The 18,837-nt window shown below is 58.3% G+C and carries 13 protein-coding genes; 5 read left to right on the forward strand and 8 right to left on the reverse strand.

The window, feature by feature from the left end; translation table 11 throughout:
- Positions 1-63 precede the first annotated feature (63 nt).
- The gene (locus tag DSM3645_RS19590) at positions 64-1,494 is read right to left on the reverse strand and encodes a purple acid phosphatase family protein (protein WP_002654039.1); all 1,431 of its coding nucleotides are present in this window, start codon (positions 1,492-1,494) and stop codon (positions 64-66) included.
- 80 nt (positions 1,495-1,574) lie between these two features.
- Positions 1,575-2,531 carry a leucine-rich repeat domain-containing protein gene (locus tag DSM3645_RS19595; RefSeq protein ID WP_040352825.1) on the reverse strand — a complete coding sequence of 319 codons (957 nt, stop codon included), beginning with the start codon at positions 2,529-2,531 and terminating at the stop codon, positions 1,575-1,577.
- Positions 2,532-2,988: 457 nt separating this feature from the next.
- Between DSM3645_RS19595 and DSM3645_RS19600 the strand changes: the two genes are divergently transcribed.
- From DSM3645_RS19600 to DSM3645_RS19620, 5 genes are all read left to right on the forward strand, one after another.
- Positions 2,989-3,852 carry a DUF1559 family PulG-like putative transporter gene (locus tag DSM3645_RS19600; protein WP_002654041.1) on the forward strand — a complete coding sequence of 288 codons (864 nt, stop codon included), beginning with the start codon at positions 2,989-2,991 and terminating at the stop codon, positions 3,850-3,852.
- Positions 3,853-3,968: 116 nt separating this feature from the next.
- Positions 3,969-4,418: a hypothetical protein gene (locus DSM3645_RS19605; protein WP_002654042.1), complete on the forward strand. Its 450-nt coding sequence runs from the start codon at positions 3,969-3,971 to the stop codon at positions 4,416-4,418.
- Positions 4,419-4,483: 65 nt separating this feature from the next.
- A complete protein-coding gene (locus DSM3645_RS19610) occupies positions 4,484-6,001 on the forward strand; it encodes an HTTM domain-containing protein (RefSeq protein WP_002654043.1) in 1,518 nt (505 codons plus the stop codon).
- Between the two features lie 135 nt (positions 6,002-6,136).
- Complete coding sequence (locus tag DSM3645_RS19615; protein ID WP_002654044.1) at positions 6,137-7,681, forward strand: N,N-dimethylformamidase beta subunit family domain-containing protein; 1,545 nt, start codon at positions 6,137-6,139, stop codon at positions 7,679-7,681.
- 30 nt (positions 7,682-7,711) lie between these two features.
- Positions 7,712-10,027 (forward strand): DUF7133 domain-containing protein, encoded by a 2,316-nt coding sequence (locus DSM3645_RS19620; protein ID WP_002654045.1) that lies wholly within the window; start codon positions 7,712-7,714, stop codon positions 10,025-10,027.
- Here DSM3645_RS19620 and DSM3645_RS19625 read toward each other — a convergent pair.
- The 6 genes from DSM3645_RS19625 to DSM3645_RS19650 form a co-directional block, all read right to left on the reverse strand.
- Positions 10,010-10,951, reverse strand: coding sequence for an amidohydrolase family protein (locus tag DSM3645_RS19625; protein WP_002654046.1), 942 nt, complete (start codon positions 10,949-10,951; stop codon positions 10,010-10,012). The two genes, DSM3645_RS19620 and DSM3645_RS19625, sit on opposite strands and share 18 nt — an antisense overlap.
- Positions 10,948-12,201 (reverse strand): MFS transporter, encoded by a 1,254-nt coding sequence (locus DSM3645_RS19630; protein WP_002654047.1) that lies wholly within the window; start codon positions 12,199-12,201, stop codon positions 10,948-10,950. The genes DSM3645_RS19625 and DSM3645_RS19630 overlap by 4 nt, the downstream gene beginning before the upstream one ends.
- 31 nt (positions 12,202-12,232) lie before the next feature.
- Positions 12,233-13,483 (reverse strand): M20 family metallopeptidase, encoded by a 1,251-nt coding sequence (locus tag DSM3645_RS19635; protein ID WP_116344538.1) that lies wholly within the window; start codon positions 13,481-13,483, stop codon positions 12,233-12,235.
- A gap of 91 nt (positions 13,484-13,574) precedes the next feature.
- The gene (locus DSM3645_RS28670; RefSeq protein ID WP_002654049.1) at positions 13,575-14,747 is read right to left on the reverse strand and encodes an aminotransferase class V-fold PLP-dependent enzyme; all 1,173 of its coding nucleotides are present in this window, start codon (positions 14,745-14,747) and stop codon (positions 13,575-13,577) included.
- Positions 14,748-14,805: 58 nt separating this feature from the next.
- A complete protein-coding gene (locus DSM3645_RS19645) occupies positions 14,806-16,230 on the reverse strand; it encodes a DUF1501 domain-containing protein (RefSeq protein ID WP_002654050.1) in 1,425 nt (474 codons plus the stop codon).
- A gap of 54 nt (positions 16,231-16,284) precedes the next feature.
- Positions 16,285-18,786 (reverse strand): PSD1 and planctomycete cytochrome C domain-containing protein, encoded by a 2,502-nt coding sequence (locus DSM3645_RS19650; protein WP_002654051.1) that lies wholly within the window; start codon positions 18,784-18,786, stop codon positions 16,285-16,287.
- Positions 18,787-18,837: the final 51 nt, after the last annotated feature.

The raw sequence follows: 18,837 nt of genomic DNA on the forward strand, positions 1-18,837 counted from the left end.
CTTTCCCCTCTCGGCGCCGATTCGAAACCGAATTGCGGCGCCGTGGTTGATCAATACCGGCGGCTAATTCGCCGGAGCCCGCAGATTTTGGGGGGTCTCGACTTCAATCTCCACTAGCTGGTTGATCTCTCCTTCGGCCTGTTTATGCAGTTCAAAGGCGTCGTACAACTCGCCGATCGCCGTGCGGGCCTCAAAGCGAAGCTTCGCTCCATCGATATGAATGATCTGATAAAGCTGGGTATCCTCGCCCAGACGTTGCATAAACGGCCAGCGGGTATTGTCATACATTTTGGGGCCGCTCACCGAGACGACGTAGACGGTTCCGTTCTCTTTGTCGACGTTTTGCACGCCGGTCGGAACATTCACCATCCCGACCTTCACCGCTTCCTTTTTCGTCGAATCATCGGCGCCGCCAAAAGTCGGATAGTCGCTCTCGGGCACGTCGACGCCGGGGACGTTAAATCCGGTTCGGCCGTAGGTATGATCATGTCCCTGCAGCACGAGATCGACTTTGTACTTGTCAAAGATCGGCTTCCAAAGCGCACGCAACCCAGCGTTGTCGCGTCCTTTGCCAGTCGAATAGATCGGATGGTGAAAGGTGCAAACAACCCACTGCGACGTGTTGTTAGCCAACACCTCTTCGAGCCAAACCGCTTGCTCCGCCTGCAGCTCGTTGCTGTTCAGGGCGATGATCCGCAGATTGTGATAGACCAACGTAAAGCAGCTCTCTTCGAGCCCGCGAGGTCCATTTTGCGGCAAGGTGAAACTAGGCCGCCAATGCGGCGATAACCGCCGTCCACCGTCGGCGGTTTTGGCTTGTTCATGATTGCCGGGGACCGGAACGCTGGGAATCATCGCATTGAGCCACGAACCGGCGCCAAACCACTCGCCCCACTCGGCGTCCGATTCACAGCGATTGACCAGGTCGCCTGCGTGCAACAGAAAGGCGGCCTTGGGAGCATCGCGATAGGCTTCGCGAATCACGCGCGACCACATCGAACGAAGATTATTTTGCGCGTCGCCAAAGTAAATGAACGAGAAAGGCTCTGGCTTTTCGGTCGCGGTCGAAAACTGAAACCACTCGCTCCAATTCACGCCGTCCCCGACTCGATAAGCGTAACGCGTTCCCGGCTTCAAATCCTGGAAACTGACGCTGTGAAAATGGGCCGTGTTGAGATCGGTCTTCAATGCTTCCGAGGTCGCTTCGTACTGGGTCGCTTTGTCCGAAAAACCTGGCCCCGCTTCGGCGACCGCGATCTCGGCCAAGCCAACCTCAACCGCCGTCGAGGTCCGCCAGTTCACCGCTTGAGTCGTTTGCGGATCGCCGTTCCAGCTCAACACAATCCGATCCGGCATCGCGGTCGGTTCATACATCTCGGCCGGCTTCACGGCGATCGGAGCATGCGTATGGTCGTCCCCTTCATGGGCCAACGCCGCTTGATGGACTGCGAGCAGAGCGAACGCGCAGGAGAGCAGCACTCGAAAAATCGTCATGGAAATCAACTTTGCAGGGAATGCGAAAACAGGGGGTAAACCAGAATCAAAACAGGAGTAGTCTCTTCGTAATATTGCTACTATTCCACTGGATAGTGGGCGGAAAAGTTAACCTCCGGCGTCGCCTTGATAAGCTCTTGAAAAGCTCCTCGCGTGACGCCGGTCTCGCGAAAGTCGACGACCGCCAAATCCGGCAATTCCGCCAAGCGCTTGAGCGGCGTCAGCGAATTGTCCGTGATCGGGACTTCCATGATGGCCAAGCCGCGCAAATGCGGATTGAAGCGAATGAGCGTGTCGATGAACTCCGGCAACAGTTCGTCCGTCAGCGAGGTGCGTCCCAAATAGAGACGCTCTAAATTCGGAAACGATCGCAATGTCTCGATCGTCGATCGATTGATGGAATTATCGCTCAAGTCGATCAACCTCAAGTCGGTGGATGACTTGAGCATCGCAAAACCTTCCCCGGTGACAGCCGTATCACGCAAATAGAGCGTCTTTAGATGGGGAAGCGATTGCAAGTGAAACATTCCCGCGTCGGTGATCGGCGTCTCGCTGAGACTCAAGAGCGTCAGCGCGGGCAATTGGCCAATGGTCTCCAGGGCGTCATCCTGAATCGCACATTCGGTCAACATTAACTCTTCTAGTTTTTCACAGGAAGCCAGTGCCGCGACGCCGGCCGAGGTGACCGCCGTTCGCTCCAGATAAAGCGATCGCAACTCTGGCAAAGCGCCCATGATCTCAAGGGATTTGTCGGTAACGCCGCTTTGATTCAGATTCAGTCGTTGCAGCGATTGCAACATCACAAGATGGCTCGCCGCGTTATCGGTCATCCGAGCTGAATTAGCGCGAAGCTCAACCACGGCGCCTTGGTCGTCATATTCAACCTCGACCATCGCCAGACGTTTCAGTGCCGAGACCGCCTTCCGCTCTGCTCCGTACCTGCCGGAAAAAAACGACTGATAGCCCCAAGCGGTCCCCAAGGCGCATATCAACAACGCCATGCTGGCCAAGATCGCTGTTCGCGTCCGCGTTGACATACGCGCCGCGTTCTCTGTTTTATTCGTCATAGTCGCCCTACTACGAGCCCGAGTTTACCCGGGATTTTGTCATTACGAATAAATCTCAGCGGTGATGAAACACTCCCTTCACAACGCTTTCACATGATATCTCCTGATCCAACTTGGCAAATCCTGCTCTGTCTGGGGGAAGTTGATGGGCCATCGTAGCGGAAATGCGATTATCGCCTAGTTTCGTAGGGGTAGGTTTCCAAATTCGCGGCAACTCTTCGTCAACGCTTAACCAAGCTTTCACCTAGCATCCGGCTCGAATCGATAGATTATCGACCAGCCAAACGCCCGGGGATGACTCGTGCTATCCAATGGTTCAAGGAAGCGAACATTCAACTCGTCCGACCAGGCGACTAGAGGCATTTGGCTGTTTGATTCATCGCTAGGACTATCCTCCAACTTCCGCAATTCACAAGAGGGATCAGGAATGAGCATGACGCACGCGCGAACCAAAAATCGCGGCTTTACTTTGGTTGAACTACTGGTTGTCATCGCCATTATCGGCGTGCTAATCGGTCTCCTCTTGCCGGCCGTACAAAACGCACGGGAAGCGGCGCGACGCATGCAATGCGCCAACAATTTAAAGCAGATCGGCTTGGCCTTGCACAACTATCATGACTCGGTTCGATCGTTTCCCCCCGGCACCTTGTTTGGCGATGACGAATATGGGTGGGCTTGCATGATCTTGCCCCAGATGGAGCAGAAGAACATTTACGATCAGGTCGATTTCACCAATCAGGCCGAGGATGTGTCGCTGGAACTGCAGCCCGGCGTCACTGATCAGGTGATCAACGGATATCTCTGCCCGTCCAACTCGATGACGCTGACCCACAGCCCGTATCGCTCTGCGACGCTGGGGGGACATGCTCGTAACGACTACAGCGGCAGTCTTGGCACAAGCTCGACCATTACCGGCATGTTCGGCAAAGTGGGAGTCCTTTATCGGCCAACGAAGTTGCGCGACGTCTTGGACGGCACTAGCAATACCATCGCCGTTGGCGAAGCCTATACCGCAGCAATGCGTGAGATTGATGGTCCAACGCACGACAACGTCAGTGACTTCAAAGTCTGGGTCGGCACCAACAATCAGCACCAGAACGTGATCGCCGAAGCTGCTCCGGAGCATATCCCCAACAGCACGCGTGACGATTCGTTCGCGAGTCAGCATGCCGGCGGCGTGCAGTTCACCTTCGCCGATGGTTCGGTTTCGTTCATCTCCGAAAACGTCGACATGGTGACCTTCGGGCGCTTGGCCGACAAAGCGGATGGCGAAGTGGTCCAGCGCCCGTAGGAACGGTTCGCTTGCTCCAATCCCCCAGCAAGGCGCGAGTCGCAGGAGACTTCCGTCTTGCTCTCGATGTTGTCTTTCGCAGGAACCGCAAGTTAGAAAACGCAATGGAGGGGTAAATGATGTTACCAAACACGAAGTTTGCAATATCGGCGATCCTGCTGGCAGCAGGGCTGATCGGCTGCGGCCGCGCGTCCTATATGAAAGAGGTCGCGCCGGTTGCCGGCACGATTCAACTGGATGGCGAACCGGTGACCGAGGGCTACGTCTTGTTCACGCCGGACGTCCAAAGCGGATCCGATCCCTTGTCGTCCGGCAAATCGGCCACCGGAAACATCGACCGAGAGGGCAAGTTCCAGCTTTCGACCTACGGCGACAACGATGGCGCGCTGATCGGCCCTCATACCGTCACCTTCTTCCGTCCGGATCCAGAAGATGACGATATGTTCGTCAAAAATCGCTACATTCCCGGCGGCAAGTCGGTGCGCATTGAAGTTGAGCCGGAGATGAATCAACTCGAAATCCATCTGCACAAACGAGGCGCAGCGGAAATCACCCGCGGCAGCTAAGTTACACGGCGCATCCATCCTCGACGGACCACGGACTAAGGACAGCGCGTGTCGCGTAACTCGCGATGCGCCCGACAAATTTGGCCATCGCAGAAATAAAAGCCGCACTGAAGTCTTCCACTCCCACGCCGGAAGCGCAGTCCCCGCTCGATAACTTTTGGGCAGGGATGTTCGCGCCGCAGTCGATTGCGCCGCTCGTCTTCTTCCGTATCTTTTTCGGCGCGATGATGCTGTACCATTTGTACGGCATGACCGTGGATCATTGGATCCACTTCTTCTACATCGCGCCGGACTTTCATTTCACCTATCCCGGTTTTGAATGGGTCCAACCTTGGCCCGGCGACGGCATGTATTTGCATGTCGCCGTGATGGGGGTCGCCGCGATGGGGATCTCGCTCGGCCTCTTTTATCGTTTAAGCGCACTCGTTTTTTGCCTGGGCTACACTCATCTGTTTCTGATCGAAAAGGCCCTTTATCAGAACCATTGCTATCTCATTTGCTTGTTGAGCGGAATCCTGATCGTGATTCCAGCCCATCGAGCATGTTCACTCGACGCTTTTTTTGGCTGGACTCGCAAGAGCAATGCGGCGCCAACTTGGGCGTTAGGGCTCGTGCGATTGCAGTTAGGCATTCCGTACTTCTACGGCGGCCTGGCGAAACTGAACGCTGACTGGCTGCATTCTCAACCGATGAAGCTATGGCTGGTGCGCCGCTCCGATGTTCCCTTCGTCGGCGAGTTATTGACCTGGGACTGGGCGCCTTTCTTTTTTTCTTACTCCGGCATCTTGCTAGACTTGCTGATTGTTCCGGCGCTGCTATGGCGGCCTACCAGACTATTGGCCTACGTCGCCGCTCTAACGTTTCACCTCATGAATGCGGTGCTCTGGGACATCGGCATCTTTCCTTGGTTCATGATCGGCGCGACGCTCCTGTTTTTTCCGGCCGAGAGCCTGCGGAAGTTGTTTCGTTTTCCGCCTATCGAGGAAGCCCCCGCATCGACATCGCTGGTCGTCACGCCGGGACAACGTCTGCAGTTGGCTGGAGTTGGGCTGTTCTGCGTATGGCAGTTGCTTTTGCCATTTCGCCACTACGCCTACCCCGGCGATGTCAGTTGGACCGAAGAAGGGCATCACTTCGCTTGGCACATGATGCTACGTGAAAAGGATGTCGGCATTCGCTTTTATGTGGTGGACGCGGCGAATGGTCAGCGCGGTTTGATTCGCGTCGAAGACTTTTTGAATGAACGCCAACTGAGCCGCATGGGGAAAGATGCGGACATGGTGATTGAGTTCGTGCATCACGTCCGCGATCATTATCGCGAGCGTTCCGGGAAAGAATTAGAAATCTACGTCCTGAATATCGCCGCATTGAACGGCCGCAAGCCGCAGTTGCTGATGGACCCGACCGTCAATTACGCCGCCGTCGAGCGCAGTTGGAGCCCGCAACCTTGGATCATGCCGCTGACCGAATCGCTTCGCGTCGAAGGCTGGAAAGCTCCGCTTGACCAATGGGAGCAGATTCTGGACCTGGACCTTCCCGAAATGATGCGGAGCCGCGAACGCCGCGCTGAAGAAAGCGGATAACGTCTTTCTACGCTTTTTCGCGCCTTGTCATTTCGGGAAATCCCGCGCCAAGATTCCTCGTGACATCTCCCTGAACCTTTACTACCATAAAGGACTCCCCTTCCCTCCCGCCTTGATAGCAGCGAACCGTCTCTTATGTCGGATGAACCTTCGGCCAAGTTGCCTCGCCGTCAGTTTCTGCAAGGTGCGCTCGCGGCGACCACGTTGGCCGCCGCCGCCGGCGAAGCTCGCTCGGCTCGCGCTGCGGACACCACCCCGACCCCAGATCGGATTCGCGCCGAGAACGCGCTTCCCGGCGCCGACGACTGGCAACTGACGCGTGTCCGAGTCGACGCAGCCGGCTTTCGCTCTCCCTGGATTGAAGGGTACTGCTCGCGGCAAAGCGTCCTGCCTGGCGAGTCGATCGACATTTTCGTCTCGACCAATCCCGTGCGCTCGTTTCGACTTGAACTGTTTCGCATGGGCTACTACGGCGGCTCCGGCGCTCGGCTGATGAAGACAATCGGCCCCCTGGAAAGCGAGACCGAGCCCACGCCCACGCCGGGCGAAAAAAATCTGCACGAGTGCGGCTGGAAGTCGACGGTTCGGTTGACGATTCCCGCGCATTGGACCAGCGGCGTTTATCTCGGCCGACTCACCACCGTTGCGGAACCCGGCGAAGCCTATTGGCAAAGCTATGTCGTCTTTGTCGTGCGCGACGAGCGCCCGGCCGACATCCTGTTTCAAGTCAGCGACAACACCTGGCAAGCCTACAATCGCTGGCCCAACAACTACTCGATCTATACCCATCCGAAAGGAAATCAGGGACCGTGGGCCGACGTCAGTTTCGACCGACCCTACGGCCGCGAAGCGCAACACCAAGGGGTGGTGAACGATCCCCGCACCGTCGGTTCCGGCGAGTTCCTGCCGTTCGAGTTTCCCTTGGCCTACTGGCTCGAACAGCATGGCTACGACGTTTCGTACTGCTCCAACAGCGATATGCTCACGCCCGATCGTGGACTGCGGTGCAAGTCGTTCATCAGCGTCGGCCACGACGAGTATTGGGACCTGCGGCAGTTTCGCTCGGTCGAGCAGCTGCGCGACCACGGCGTCAATCTGCTCTTCCTGTCCGGCAATTCGATCTGTTGGGTGACGCCGTTCGAGGAAAGCAGCAGCGGCGTGGCCAACCGGATCATCTCGCGCGGCGGTCCTTACGGAGCCAGCAACGATTACGCGGTCGGACGCGAGCGAGACCATGGTCCCTTTCCGCATCGCGGCCCCGACGAAGGCCTGCTGATGGGGGCGCGCAACGTCGAGCCGGTCAACGGCGGCGGAGACTGGATCGTCACGCAGCCGAAACATTGGATGTTCGCCGGGACCGGCGTCCAGCAGGGCGAGAGCATCCCGGGCCTGGTCGGCTGGGAGTATCACGGGCAACCGGCCGATATCCCCGGTTTGCAAGTGGTCGGCGCCGGAACCGCCTGGCAAGGAGGCGTCAATCCGCAGCAATGGACCGCGACCATCTATCCCGGCCCCAAGGGGAACTTCGTCTTCAACGCGGCGACCATTTTTTGGGCGCAGGGCCTTAGTTCTCCGCCGGGGCATGTGCTTCCCTGGTCGCATTGGAGCCGTCCCCATGGGCCCGACGCACGCGTTCAACAGATCACGCATAACCTGCTAAAACGAGCGATCAGCGGCTGATCGATACTCTTCCTTTGACGGAAACTCAAAATGACGCGCCGGTCTATCGCCTGCCTGACTCTGCTGTTGGCGAGCAGCGTTTCATCCATCCTGCTGGGCGCCGAAGCGGCGACTCCTCTGCTGCAAGCGCCTGATGGTTATACGGTCGAAATTGCCGCCCCCTCGTCGCTGATCGCGCACCCGTTGATGGCCGACTTTGACGAACAAGGCCGGCTTTACGTCGCGGCGAACTCGGGCCAAAATCTTCCCCGCGCAGAGCTCGAAAAGCAGTTGCCCAACTTTGTGCAACGCCTGGAAGATGTCGACGGCGACGGCCTCTTTGACAAAGTGACGATGTTCGCCGACAAGCTGACCTTTCCGCAAGGCTGTCTCTGGCACGCTGGTTCGTTGTACGTCGCATCGAGCGGCGCAATCTGGAAGTTTACTGACACCAACGACGACGGCGTCGCCGACGAACGCGTCAAACTGATCGGCGACTTTGGCTATACCGGCAACGCCGCCGACATTCATGGTCCGTTTCTGGGTCCCGAAGGGCGACTCTATTGGTGCGAAGGACGGCACGGGCACGAAATCAAAGACAGCGCCGGCGCGTTGATCAGCAAAGGAAAAGCGGCCCGCATCTTTTCGTCGCAACTTGACGGCAGCGACGTGCAAACGTATTGCGCCGGCGGAATGGACAACCCGGTCGAAATCCTCTTTACGCCAGCCGGCGAGATGTTGGGAACGGTCAATCTGATGTACGCGCGGCCGCGCGGCGACTGCCTGGTTCACTGGCAACCGGGCGGCGTCTATCCACGCACCGATTTTGCGGAAGGTCTCGAAAGCGAGTTCATTCGCACCGGCGATCTGTTACCTGAGGTTCATAACTTCGGGCACGTCGCCGTGTCGGGGCTTTGTCAAAATCCAGCGAACGACAACTCTCTCTTCATCACGCAGTTCAACACCAATCGAGTTGTCCGCGTTGATCTGCAGCCAAGCGGCTCAACGCTGGCGGTCCGCAACCTAGCAGACTTCGCCGTTTCGACCAGCGAAGACTTTCATCCGACCGACGTTCTGGCGGACGCAGATGGGTCGTTGCTGGTGATCGATACCGGCGGTTGGTTTCGGATCGGTTGTCCGAAATCGGAGTCGGCCAAGCCTGATATTCGCGGGGCCATTTATCGGATTCGCAAAACGAAAGATTCCGCGGCAGATCCTGCAAACAACGCTCCCCAACGCGCGCTGCAAGCGAAGATCTGGACGCTCCGCCGTAGCGAATCGCCTGCAGCGCTGTCTGAAATCGCCAAGTTAATGCAGCATCCAGAATCGACGATTCGGCAAACGGCGGCCCGCTCGCTGTTGGATTGGCCTCGCTCGCCAGAAACAGACGCACTCGCGCCGCAACTGTTGGTGATGCTGCAAACCGGCGAGCCGAGCGAACGCCGCAGCGCCGCGCTGGTGCTCGCGCGATGGGCGAGCGATATCCCCTCGATCGCTCCCGCACTGTTAACCGCAACGGCTCGCGCCGATAACGACCCCGCCATCCGGCACGCCTTGGTCTTGGGCCTGATTCAAAGCGGGCAGCGCGATCTGATCAGCAAGGCGCTGCTCGACCGGCGTGCCCAAGTCGCCGCAGCGGCGGCGATCGCGCTCGAGCAGTTGCGGCGGCCGCAGATCGACTTGGCAAGCCAAGATTGGCTCGACATCCCGCCCGCTTCGCTGGGCAAACCGCTGACGCCGGAGCAGCGCAACGAATTACTCGAGCAGGAGCAGAACCTCGCGACCGGAGATTCGCTGCGCGGCAAGCAAGTCTTTCAATCGACCAAAGCCGCTTGCAGCAAGTGTCACCAGATCGCCGGCGAAGGAGGCCAGGTCGGTCCTGACTTGACGACCATCGGCCGCAGTCGCGGACGACGCGATTTGCTGGAATCGATCCTCTATCCCAACGCGACGTTCGCACGCGGCTTCGCCTCGTATGTGGTGATGACCGAAGAGGGGCAACTTTTCAGCGGCATCATCCTGGGCGAAAGCACCCAAGAGCTGCACTTGGGAGTCGACAAAGAAAACTCAGTCCGCATCGCCAACAACCGCATCGAAGAAATCCGCGCCAGCGACGTCTCGATCATGCCGCCCGATTTTCATCGTGATCTGTCCGCCCAAGACTTGGCCGATTTGATCGCGTATTTGGAGTCGAGAAATAAGGCAAGAAAAGCGGAAACGGGAAAGCGGATGAAGAGGAGACGAAGCTGCTCTGTCGCTGCTTCAAATCGCGACTTCTCCTGCCAAATTACCTCGCCGCAGACCACGGCAATAATTTCTTGCACCGCTTTCCGCTTTCCGCTTTTCTTCCTAGATCCAATAAACTGACTGCGCCGTCTTTCGCAGCATCCACTCTTTGTCTTCGGCGGTGAGAAAATCGAGTTTGTCGCGGATGAGCGAAATTGACGCCGCGTAGGAGTGTTCGTTTTGCACCTGATAGGGACAGTCGCTGGCCCACATCAGGCGCTGGGCGCCAAAGGTGTCGCGGAGGCGCTTGACCATCGGGCCTAGATCGAGATAGGGCGCCTGCTTCTTGCCAAAAGCGTAGAAGGCGGATGTTTTGACATAGGTCTGCGGAAACTTCTCCAGCTTGCAGAGATTGTCTAAGTCGGCTTGCTGAATCGTTCCGCTTCCCCCGATTCGGGAGAAGTGATCGACGACGACGTTGGTTTTCGGGAAGCGGCGGCACAATTTTTCGATCGCCGGCAACGCATCTGGATTCGACAACAAGCAGATCGCCTGGCCGGTATCGGCGGCCGACTTCCACATCGTCGCCATCTCGGGCGAATCGAGCCAAGCGTTGGCCGACTCGGCGTTGGCGTACAAGCGAAATCCGGTAACCCCCTGATCTTGTAGATTGCGCATCGTGAGGCCGACGCCCGGCTTGCGGTGATCGACGATCGCGACGCCGCGGAACGTATCGGGATACTGGGCGATCGAATCGAGCATGTATTGATTATCAAATTGGTAGAAACTCATTTGAATCAAGACAATGCGATCGACCCCCTCAGGGCGACACTCGGCGAACAATTCGCTAGGGGTAAAGCTCGCCGGTTTCATCGCCGATTTGTCGTAATCTTTTCCCAGCGGATAAGTGGTCGTATCCGGGGTCCAGACATGTACGTGAGCGTCGATATAGCCTGGCTCTTGCGGCTGCTTCGCCAGACTAATCGAAGCGCCAGCGACGGCGACCGCAGCGGTTTGCAAATAGCGGCGACGCGACATCGACGGTTGTTTCGACAAATTGTTCATCTCAAAGCCCCTTGGAGTTCTTGCTTTTCATCGTCCCAATCAAGTGGGACGATCTGTCTGACCAGTCCGACGTAAGCGAAGACGCCGACGACCAACATGACGGACGCGGCGGCGAATGCGGAGTAGTAACTGCCGGTCTCTTGCACCAGCCAACCGGTCAGCGCCGGCGATATCGCACCGCCGATATTGCCGATCGCATTTTGCAACCCGGTCCATTGACCGGCGGCGTTGGGTCCGGCTAATGTTTGCGTCACCGCCCAGACATTCGAAGTGTAAAAGCCCAGCGACGCACATGCCAGACAAAGGAGCAAAATACAGGCCCGCGGATCCGGCGTCAAAACCGACGCGAACATGAACACCGAGCAAAGCACCAGTCCGCCGATCAGGAAAACCTTGCGAGCGAGCGTCGCCGATGCGCCAGCATGAATCCAGCGATCGGCCAACCAACCGCCGCAAAGCGAAGTAACCGCCATCGCGGCGAACGGCAGCGAACCAAACAGGGCCATCGATTCTTTGGAGAAATGTCTTGATTCTTCGAGATAGGCCGGCAACCACGATAGCAAAAACGCCCAGGTATAGCCTAAGCAGAAAAACCCCAGCGACGTTCCCCAGACTTCTTGCCGTTTGAACAACTCTGAAAATGGAACGTTGGTGCGGGCTTTCGGCGCATCGATGGTCGGTTTTTGCTGCGAAGGGACAAGCCACAACCAAGCCGGCAGCCAAAGCAAGCCGCCGAGTCCGACCACCACAAACAAAGATCGCCAACCGCTATTAGCGACGAGCAGTCCTCCGAACAACAGCGCCAGCATGGGGCCCAGCTTGGTCGCCGCGTCGATCAGCGCGTTCGCGATGCCGCGCCGCCGCTCGGGAAAGTTCATCACGATCATCCGTGATGTCGCCGGGTACGCGATGCTTTCACCCACGCCCAGCACGAGCCGCAACAGCAAGAAGATGGCGAAACTGCCGGACATCGCCATCGACACGGTCGCCAACGACCAGACGAGAAAGCCCCCGGCGTAAAGCCATTTCACATCAAAGCGATCGACCAGCCATCCGGTCGCTACTTGCGACAGCGCGTAGCTCCAAAAGAAGGCCGAAAACAACCATCCCATCTGGACGCTGCTTAGCTCAAACTCGGCGGCCACGTCGGTCTTCACGATCGAGAGACTCCCTCGATCGATATAATTGACGCCGATCGCGATCACCATCAACGTGAGCAGCGTGGCGGAACTCGCCGATTTCATGGTCATTCGCAGGTCCTAACGGCGGAGGTGAATCGAATTAGGCAGGCGACTGCATGTCGATCGGACGGAGACAGAATTGATAGTAAGTTTCGCATGCCTGACGAAGCTGCTCGATTTCGATCCATTCGTCGGCCGTGTGGGCCTGGGCGATCGATCCTGGACCGTACACCACCGCTTCTGCTCCCGCCGCGGCGAAACTACTTGCGTCGGTGCAGTACCAGGCGCCCAATTTTTCGCGCGGGCCAGAAATCGCTTCAATCTGCTGCAGCAATCGATCGACCCAACGCGGATCTTGATCGTCGGCCAGCGAATCGGCGTCGATCCAAGGAGGATGCATGACAAAGTCGACGCTCGTCCGCCCACGCAGATAGGTCTCTAATTCGGCCAATACTTGGTCGGAACGTTCGCCGGGACTCGTACGGCGATCGATTTCAATCTCGCACTCGTGCGGTACGATGTTGACGCTGGCGCCGCCTACGATTCGCCCGATGCTCAACGTCGGCGCACCGCACAGCGGATGCTCGCCGACGCGCTCCGGCAGTTCGCCGGCGTATTGCTGCAACGCTTGAATCACTTCGGCCATCGCATAAATCGCGCTGACCCCTTCATGCGGGCGCGAGCTGTGACAGGCCAGCCCCAGGGTTTGCAGTTTCCAGCGCACCACGCCGCGATGCGCGACGATGATGTTCAAGTCGGTCGGTTCGGCGACGATGCAAAAGTCGGGCGGCGACGGCAGGAAAGATTCGGCCGGATCGACGTTATTCCAACTTCGCGCCAAGTGACGTGCGCCGGTCGCGCCAAACTCTTCGTCGCAGGTGCAAGCCATGATGACGTTCGCGCACCCGGTGGGACGCTCAGTCGCTAGGCGAGCGAACGCCGCAAGCATCGCCGCCATGCCTCCTTTGACGTCGCAAGCGCCGCGACCATACAGACGCCCCCCTTCCAACACCGGCTCAAACGGTGCGATCGTCATGCCGTCGACAGGGACGGTGTCTTGATGCGCCTCAAGCATGATGGTCGGCGCATCAGGGTCGACGTCCAAGCGGGCCACCACGTTGCAGCGGCCGTCGGCGACTTCCTGCACTTCAAACGGCGTACCAAGGTTACTGAAAAAGTTGGTCAACCAGCGCGTCATGCCGTGTTCTAAATAGATCGCTCCGGTGAGGTCCGCCCCACACGGATTAACGCTCGGAATCGTGATTAATTCCTGCAGGATCTCTAACGGGTCAGGCTCGGTGAGCGACGCGACGCTGGTCAGATTCTGCGGCTTCTGGAGTTCCGCTTTCATGTCGGTTGGTCCTCTATCGGAGATCGTCTTCATTCGTGCCGTGCGCAACCCCAAAGAGTCGCCATCCATCGTTGTATCTATGGGCATGTCTTTATACCGAACTATTTTCGAGCCGAGTCGCCGGCGCCTTAGAGGAGTCAAGCAAATCACGCAGCGCTTCCAAATACTGCTCTACATCTTCCTGCGTGTTGTACCAATGGAGCGCCGCGCGAATTCGTCGGTCGTCTCCCTGCACAAAGATCCCGCGCTCGGCCAGCTGTCGCTTCATTTCTGCCGATGACTCATAGGCGAAGGGAACGATGCCCGCTTGTCGCGCCGGGGACTTTGGCACGAGCGGCGTGAGCCCCATCGCGACCAGGCTGGCGCGCAGCTGACTGACCAAGGGGGCCAAATGAGCGGCTCGTTCTTGCACGGCTTCCGGCGTATGAAAATCGAGTGCGGCCGCTAGCGAGCAGATCGAGTCAAAGTTGGGCATTCCGGCTTGAAAGCGTTGACCATCAGCGCGGGGATGGAACGTTTCGAGCCGATCGTCGGCAAAGCAGCTTTCGGCCGAAAGCCAGCCGGCCGGTCCCAGCAAATCTGCTTCCAGGGCGCGGCGACTGACCGACATGATCGCCGCGCCGTGGATCGAATTCATCCACTTGAACGCGCTGGCGACCGTAAAGTCGGCCATGCGGCCATCCACGGGAACGCGCCCGGCCGCCTGGGTCGCATCGACGCACAATAGCGCCGAAGTTTCTTGAACGCGCCGCCACAGCGGTTCGGGATTTAAATGCTCGCCGGTTGCATAGCTGACTTGACTAACGGTGACCAGTCGCGTCCGGTCGTTGATCTGCGAGAGCAAATCGTCGACCGAAATCCCGTCGGGGCCGGGATGCGCGATTCGCAACTTCACTCCGCGACTCTGCAGCGCCACCCATGGAAAGATGTTCGACGGAAACTCGCTCGAGGTGAACACCACCTCATCGCCGGGGCGCCAATCGATTGAATGCGCGATTGTATTTAGGGCTTCGGTCGTGCTGCTAATCAAGGCGATCTGATCCGCAGCGACCGAGAAGAGCCGCGCCGCCCCTTGCTGCGCACGTTCGTACGCTTTCCAGAACTCTTCGCGTCCCGGTTCGCCATGCGATTTGGCCATCAGATACTGCTGAACGGCGTCGACGCACGACTGCAGCGGCAAACCTTCGGCCGCGGTGTTCAGATAGGCTTTGCCGTTCCAGTAAGATTCGTTGGAAAGCCGATGCGTAGGCGCCATCTGCGACATGTTGTAGTTTCACGGGGGTGGAGAGGGTGCAAAATCTGGTCTCAAGGCGCTTGCGCGGTCAGGCCAGGATCTGGTGATGGACTTGGCCATGCACATCGGTCAGGCGAAAATCGCGTCCAGCGTGCTTGTAAGTGAGTTGCTCGTGATTCATTCCTAACAAGTGCAGCAGCGTCGCATGCAGGTCATGGACGTGCATCTTGTTTTCGACCGCGTAGTAGCCATAGTCATCGGTCGCGCCATAGCGTAGCCCTCCTTGAACGCCGGCGCCGGCCATCCACATGGTGAAGCCCTCAGGATTATGGTCACGTCCATCCGCTCCGGCTCCTTGGCAAGTCGGCGTCCGTCCGAATTCGCCGCCCCACAGGACGAGCGTATCTTCCAGCAAGCCGCGTTGCTTCAGATCGGTCAGCAGCGCGGCGATCGGCTTGTCGACCTCCGCGGCGTTTTTGGTGTGGCCTGCTTTCAAGTCGCCATGCTGGTCCCACTGCACCTTCGAGTCGCTATGCGTCACCTGGATGAAGCGAACGCCGCGTTCGGCGAAGCGCCGCGCCAACAAACATTGCCGACCGAAGTCCTCGGTCATCGCATCGTTGAGCCCGTACATCTCTAAGGTGTCCGGCGTTTCCTCGGCCAGATTTTGGGCGAGCGGCATTTCGGTCTGCATTTGATAGGCGAGCTCAAACGCTTGAATCCGCGCTTCCAACGATGACTCTGGCCCCGACATCGCGAGATGTTCTTGATTCATGGCCTGCATCAGATCAAGTTGCATCCGCTGCACTTTCGCGTTCCACTGCGGATTGGCGATATACTTGACCTCGGCTTTGGTCGACGGCTGCGACGCGACTCCCAGCGGAACCCCCTGAAATCGCGCCGGCAAAAATGCGGAGTCCCAGTTCTTGGCGCCGCCGTGTGCGAAGGTGGGACAAATGGTGACAAAGCCCGGCAGATTGTCGTTCTCGGTCCCCAGGCCGTAGGTCACCCACGAGCCCATGCTAGGGCGGATGAAGTTGTCGCTGCCGGTATGCAATTTGAGCGCTGCGCCGCCGTGCGACGGATTGGTTCCATGCACCGAATTCAAAAAGCAGATGTCATCGACATGCTGGGCGACATGCGGAAAGAGCTCGCTGACATGGACGCCGCTTTCCCCGTACTGCTGGAACTTCCAAGGGGAGCCGAGCAGATTGCCGGTCGGAGCAAACTGCACGCGCGGCTTTTCAAACGGGAACGGCTTGCCGTCGTCTTGCTGCAACTTCGGCTTGTAATCGAAGGAATCGACATGCGACGGACCTCCCTTCATAAAGAGGAAGATCACCCGCTTGGCTCGCGCCGGAAAATGCGACAACGTCGCCGACGCGGCGCTCGCGGCCGAGAGTCCTGTCGGGCCTGAGAGCATCGCCTGCAGCGCGAGATATCCAAAACCTACGGCCGAATTCCGGAGCAAACAACGGCGACTGAGCACGGCGGAGGAGATTTCGTTATTCATATCGGTTCACCATCCCAAGCGTTTCTATTTCAGTACGGCTGCGGGCGAAGCTCGCTATTCCACGTAGGAAAACTCGTTCGACGCCAACACGCTCTGACAAACGGCTGACCAGGCCGCCAGGTGCGGATCTTCGATCTTGGCGTCGGTTTGCAGCAGCGGCTCGAGCTGCGACGCGTACTTCAATAACCGTTCGACTTCATGCGGTTGCGGCAGTCGTCCTAGCGCGATTTCATAAAGCCGCGGCACGCGTGCTTCCGCATCGCTCGGAAATTCCTCAATCAATCGTTTCGCGAGCCCTTCCGAGGCCGACAAAAACAGTTCGCTGTTCATCGCATACAACGCTTGCGGCGCCACCGTCGATGTCCCCCGGCTTCCGGTCGTGACATCGGCCGTCGCGAAATCAAACAGCGAGAAGCCGTCGTACATGTTGTTGCGAATCACCGGCAGATAGATCGAGCGGCGGAACGTGTCGTAAGTGGTCGCATCTTTCGAGGTGTGATCGAAGACTAGCTTCCACTTCGGCAGATCCAAGACTGACTCGCCGCGGCTCGTGTCCAACAGCCCGCTCACCGCCAACAGCGAATCGCGTAACGATTCGGCGTCCAGGCGTTGCACATTGGCCCGCCAATGCGCTTTGTTCTCGGGATCCAGCTGCTCATTCTCGGCGATCGCCTGGCTGCTGAACTGATACGTTTCGCTCAGCATGATCTGCTTCTGCAGCTTCTTGATCGACCAGCCGTTCTCGCGAAGCTCGACGGCCAACCAGTCCAGCAATTCCGGCTGAGTCGGCGCTTCTCCGAGTCGCCCAAAGTTGTCGGTCGTCGGCGCGAGGGCTTCGCCAAAATGCCAGCCCCAAATCCGATTGACGGCCACCCGGGCGGTCAATGGATTCTCCTCACTGGTCAACCAACGCGCCAGTTGCAAACGACCACTTTCGGACTCGCCGATTTTGAGGGCGCCCGATCGATTCATGACCGCCGGTACGCCGCGCTCGACCGATCGCCCCAGCATCAGATGACTGCCGCGAACATGAATCTGCGTATCGGCGGCCGTTCCTTCTTCCACGGCCATTGCGGTCGGCAACTCGGGCGCGTCGGCGGTTAATTGGGCGATCTCTTTGCGCAGTTTGGCTAACTGCGTCTTGGTTTCTTCTGGATACTTTTGTTCGGCGTCGGCCGGAACCGCGCTATCCGCCGCGGCGCCTATTTCTTTCAGCAGCGCCGCATTGGCCGCTTTCACCTGCGCGGCGAGTTCGGTCTCTTTGGCTTTTCGCTGTGCGTCGAGTTCGGTCTTTCGCTTGATTTCTTCGTCGGTCGCCAACGTTCGCTCGTTGTACTTGGCGATCACCGTGTAGTTTTGCATCGACTTGGTGCTTTTGAAGATCCCCGCCAACGCGTAGTAGTCGGCCGTATAGATTGGATCAAACTTGTGATCGTGACACCGCGCACAAGCGATCGTCATCCCCAGAAAGGCCTGGCTAAACGTATCGATCTGCTCGTCGATGATGTCCATTTCCATCTTGACCGGGTCTTTCTCGGCTAGGACCTTCGGCCCCAGCGTCAGAAAACCAGTCGCGATCACCGCCGAATAGTCGCCCGACGCTTCGCCGTGCCGCTCGTCTTTCTCCAGCAGATCGCCGGCGACTTGCTCTTGTAGAAATCGGTCGTACGGTTTGTCGGCGTTCATCGCATCGATTACATAGTTGCGATATCGCCAAGCGTCGACAAAGCCCTGATTCTCGTCGAGACCATTGCTGTCGGCGTAGCGAACCACGTCCAACCAGTGCCGTCCCCAACGTTCGCCATACCGGCGCGAACTCAACAAGCGATCGATCACATGCTCAAACGCCGAAGGGGTCTCATCCGCCAAAAATGCGGCGATCTCTTCCGGCGTCGGCGGCAAGCCGATCAGGTCCAATGTCGCGCGGCGCAAGAGCGTCCGTTTGTCCGCAGCGGCACTGGGGGTTAACCCCTGTTTTTGCAAATGCGAAAAAGTGAACGCGTCGATCGGATTCGGCTTGGCCGGCTGGCCTTCAACTTCAGGAACTTCCGGGCGGACGATCGGCTGAAAGGCCCAATACTTCCGCGCCTCTTCCAAGTCGATCGCGCCGCGGCGCGGCGTGATCGAACCGGCGTCGCCGCTCTCCGGATGCGGCGCCCCTTTTTCGACCCATTGCCGCAGCAGTTGGATTTCGTCATCGGCCAATTTGCCGTCCGGCGGCATCTGCAGCAGCTCATGCTTAAAGCTGACCGCGGTCAGCAGCAAACTCTCGTCCAAACTGCCTGGTACGATCGCCGGTCCCGAAGTTCCTCCGCCGAGCATGCCGGCGTAAGTATCCAATCGCAGCGCCGACTCTTGGGTATCCTCGCCGTGGCAATCAATACATTTGCTGACCAGCAGCGGACGAATCTTTGCTTCAAAAAACTTCAAATCATCGCTGCTCGGCGCCGGCGGTTCGGCGGCGCGCGATTCGCACGGCGAGAGCCGCAAAGTCGGCAAGATCCACAACAAAGCGATCCAGCAAAGCGATCGTCGATAGCAGCGGGGAGTCGACATGGAGTTCTCTTTAGGCAGGAGTTTTCATGCAGCTCAAAAGCCAGCGCGCTA

Source organism: Blastopirellula marina DSM 3645, from assembly GCF_000153105.1.
Classification (GTDB): domain Bacteria; phylum Planctomycetota; class Planctomycetia; order Pirellulales; family Pirellulaceae; genus Blastopirellula; species Blastopirellula marina.

Bases quoted from the DNA above. Each gene is read 5' to 3' on its own strand.
- DSM3645_RS19590 (WP_002654039.1), bottom strand. From the start codon at position 1,494: ATGACGATTTTTCGAGTGCTGCTCTCCTGCGCGTTCGCTCTGCTCGCA.
- DSM3645_RS19595 (WP_040352825.1), bottom strand. From the start codon at position 2,531: ATGTCAACGCGGACGCGAACAGCGATCTTGGCCAGCATGGCGTTGTTG.
- DSM3645_RS19600 (WP_002654041.1), top strand. From the start codon at position 2,989: ATGAGCATGACGCACGCGCGAACCAAAAATCGCGGCTTTACTTTGGTT.
- DSM3645_RS19605 (WP_002654042.1), top strand. From the start codon at position 3,969: ATGATGTTACCAAACACGAAGTTTGCAATATCGGCGATCCTGCTGGCA.
- DSM3645_RS19610 (WP_002654043.1), top strand. From the start codon at position 4,484: ATGCGCCCGACAAATTTGGCCATCGCAGAAATAAAAGCCGCACTGAAG.
- DSM3645_RS19615 (WP_002654044.1), top strand. From the start codon at position 6,137: ATGTCGGATGAACCTTCGGCCAAGTTGCCTCGCCGTCAGTTTCTGCAA.
- DSM3645_RS19620 (WP_002654045.1), top strand. From the start codon at position 7,712: ATGACGCGCCGGTCTATCGCCTGCCTGACTCTGCTGTTGGCGAGCAGC.
- DSM3645_RS19625 (WP_002654046.1), bottom strand. From the start codon at position 10,951: ATGAACAATTTGTCGAAACAACCGTCGATGTCGCGTCGCCGCTATTTG.
- DSM3645_RS19630 (WP_002654047.1), bottom strand. From the start codon at position 12,201: ATGACCATGAAATCGGCGAGTTCCGCCACGCTGCTCACGTTGATGGTG.
- DSM3645_RS19635 (WP_116344538.1), bottom strand. From the start codon at position 13,483: ATGAAAGCGGAACTCCAGAAGCCGCAGAATCTGACCAGCGTCGCGTCG.
- DSM3645_RS28670 (WP_002654049.1), bottom strand. From the start codon at position 14,747: ATGTCGCAGATGGCGCCTACGCATCGGCTTTCCAACGAATCTTACTGG.
- DSM3645_RS19645 (WP_002654050.1), bottom strand. From the start codon at position 16,230: ATGAATAACGAAATCTCCTCCGCCGTGCTCAGTCGCCGTTGTTTGCTC.
- DSM3645_RS19650 (WP_002654051.1), bottom strand. From the start codon at position 18,786: ATGTCGACTCCCCGCTGCTATCGACGATCGCTTTGCTGGATCGCTTTG.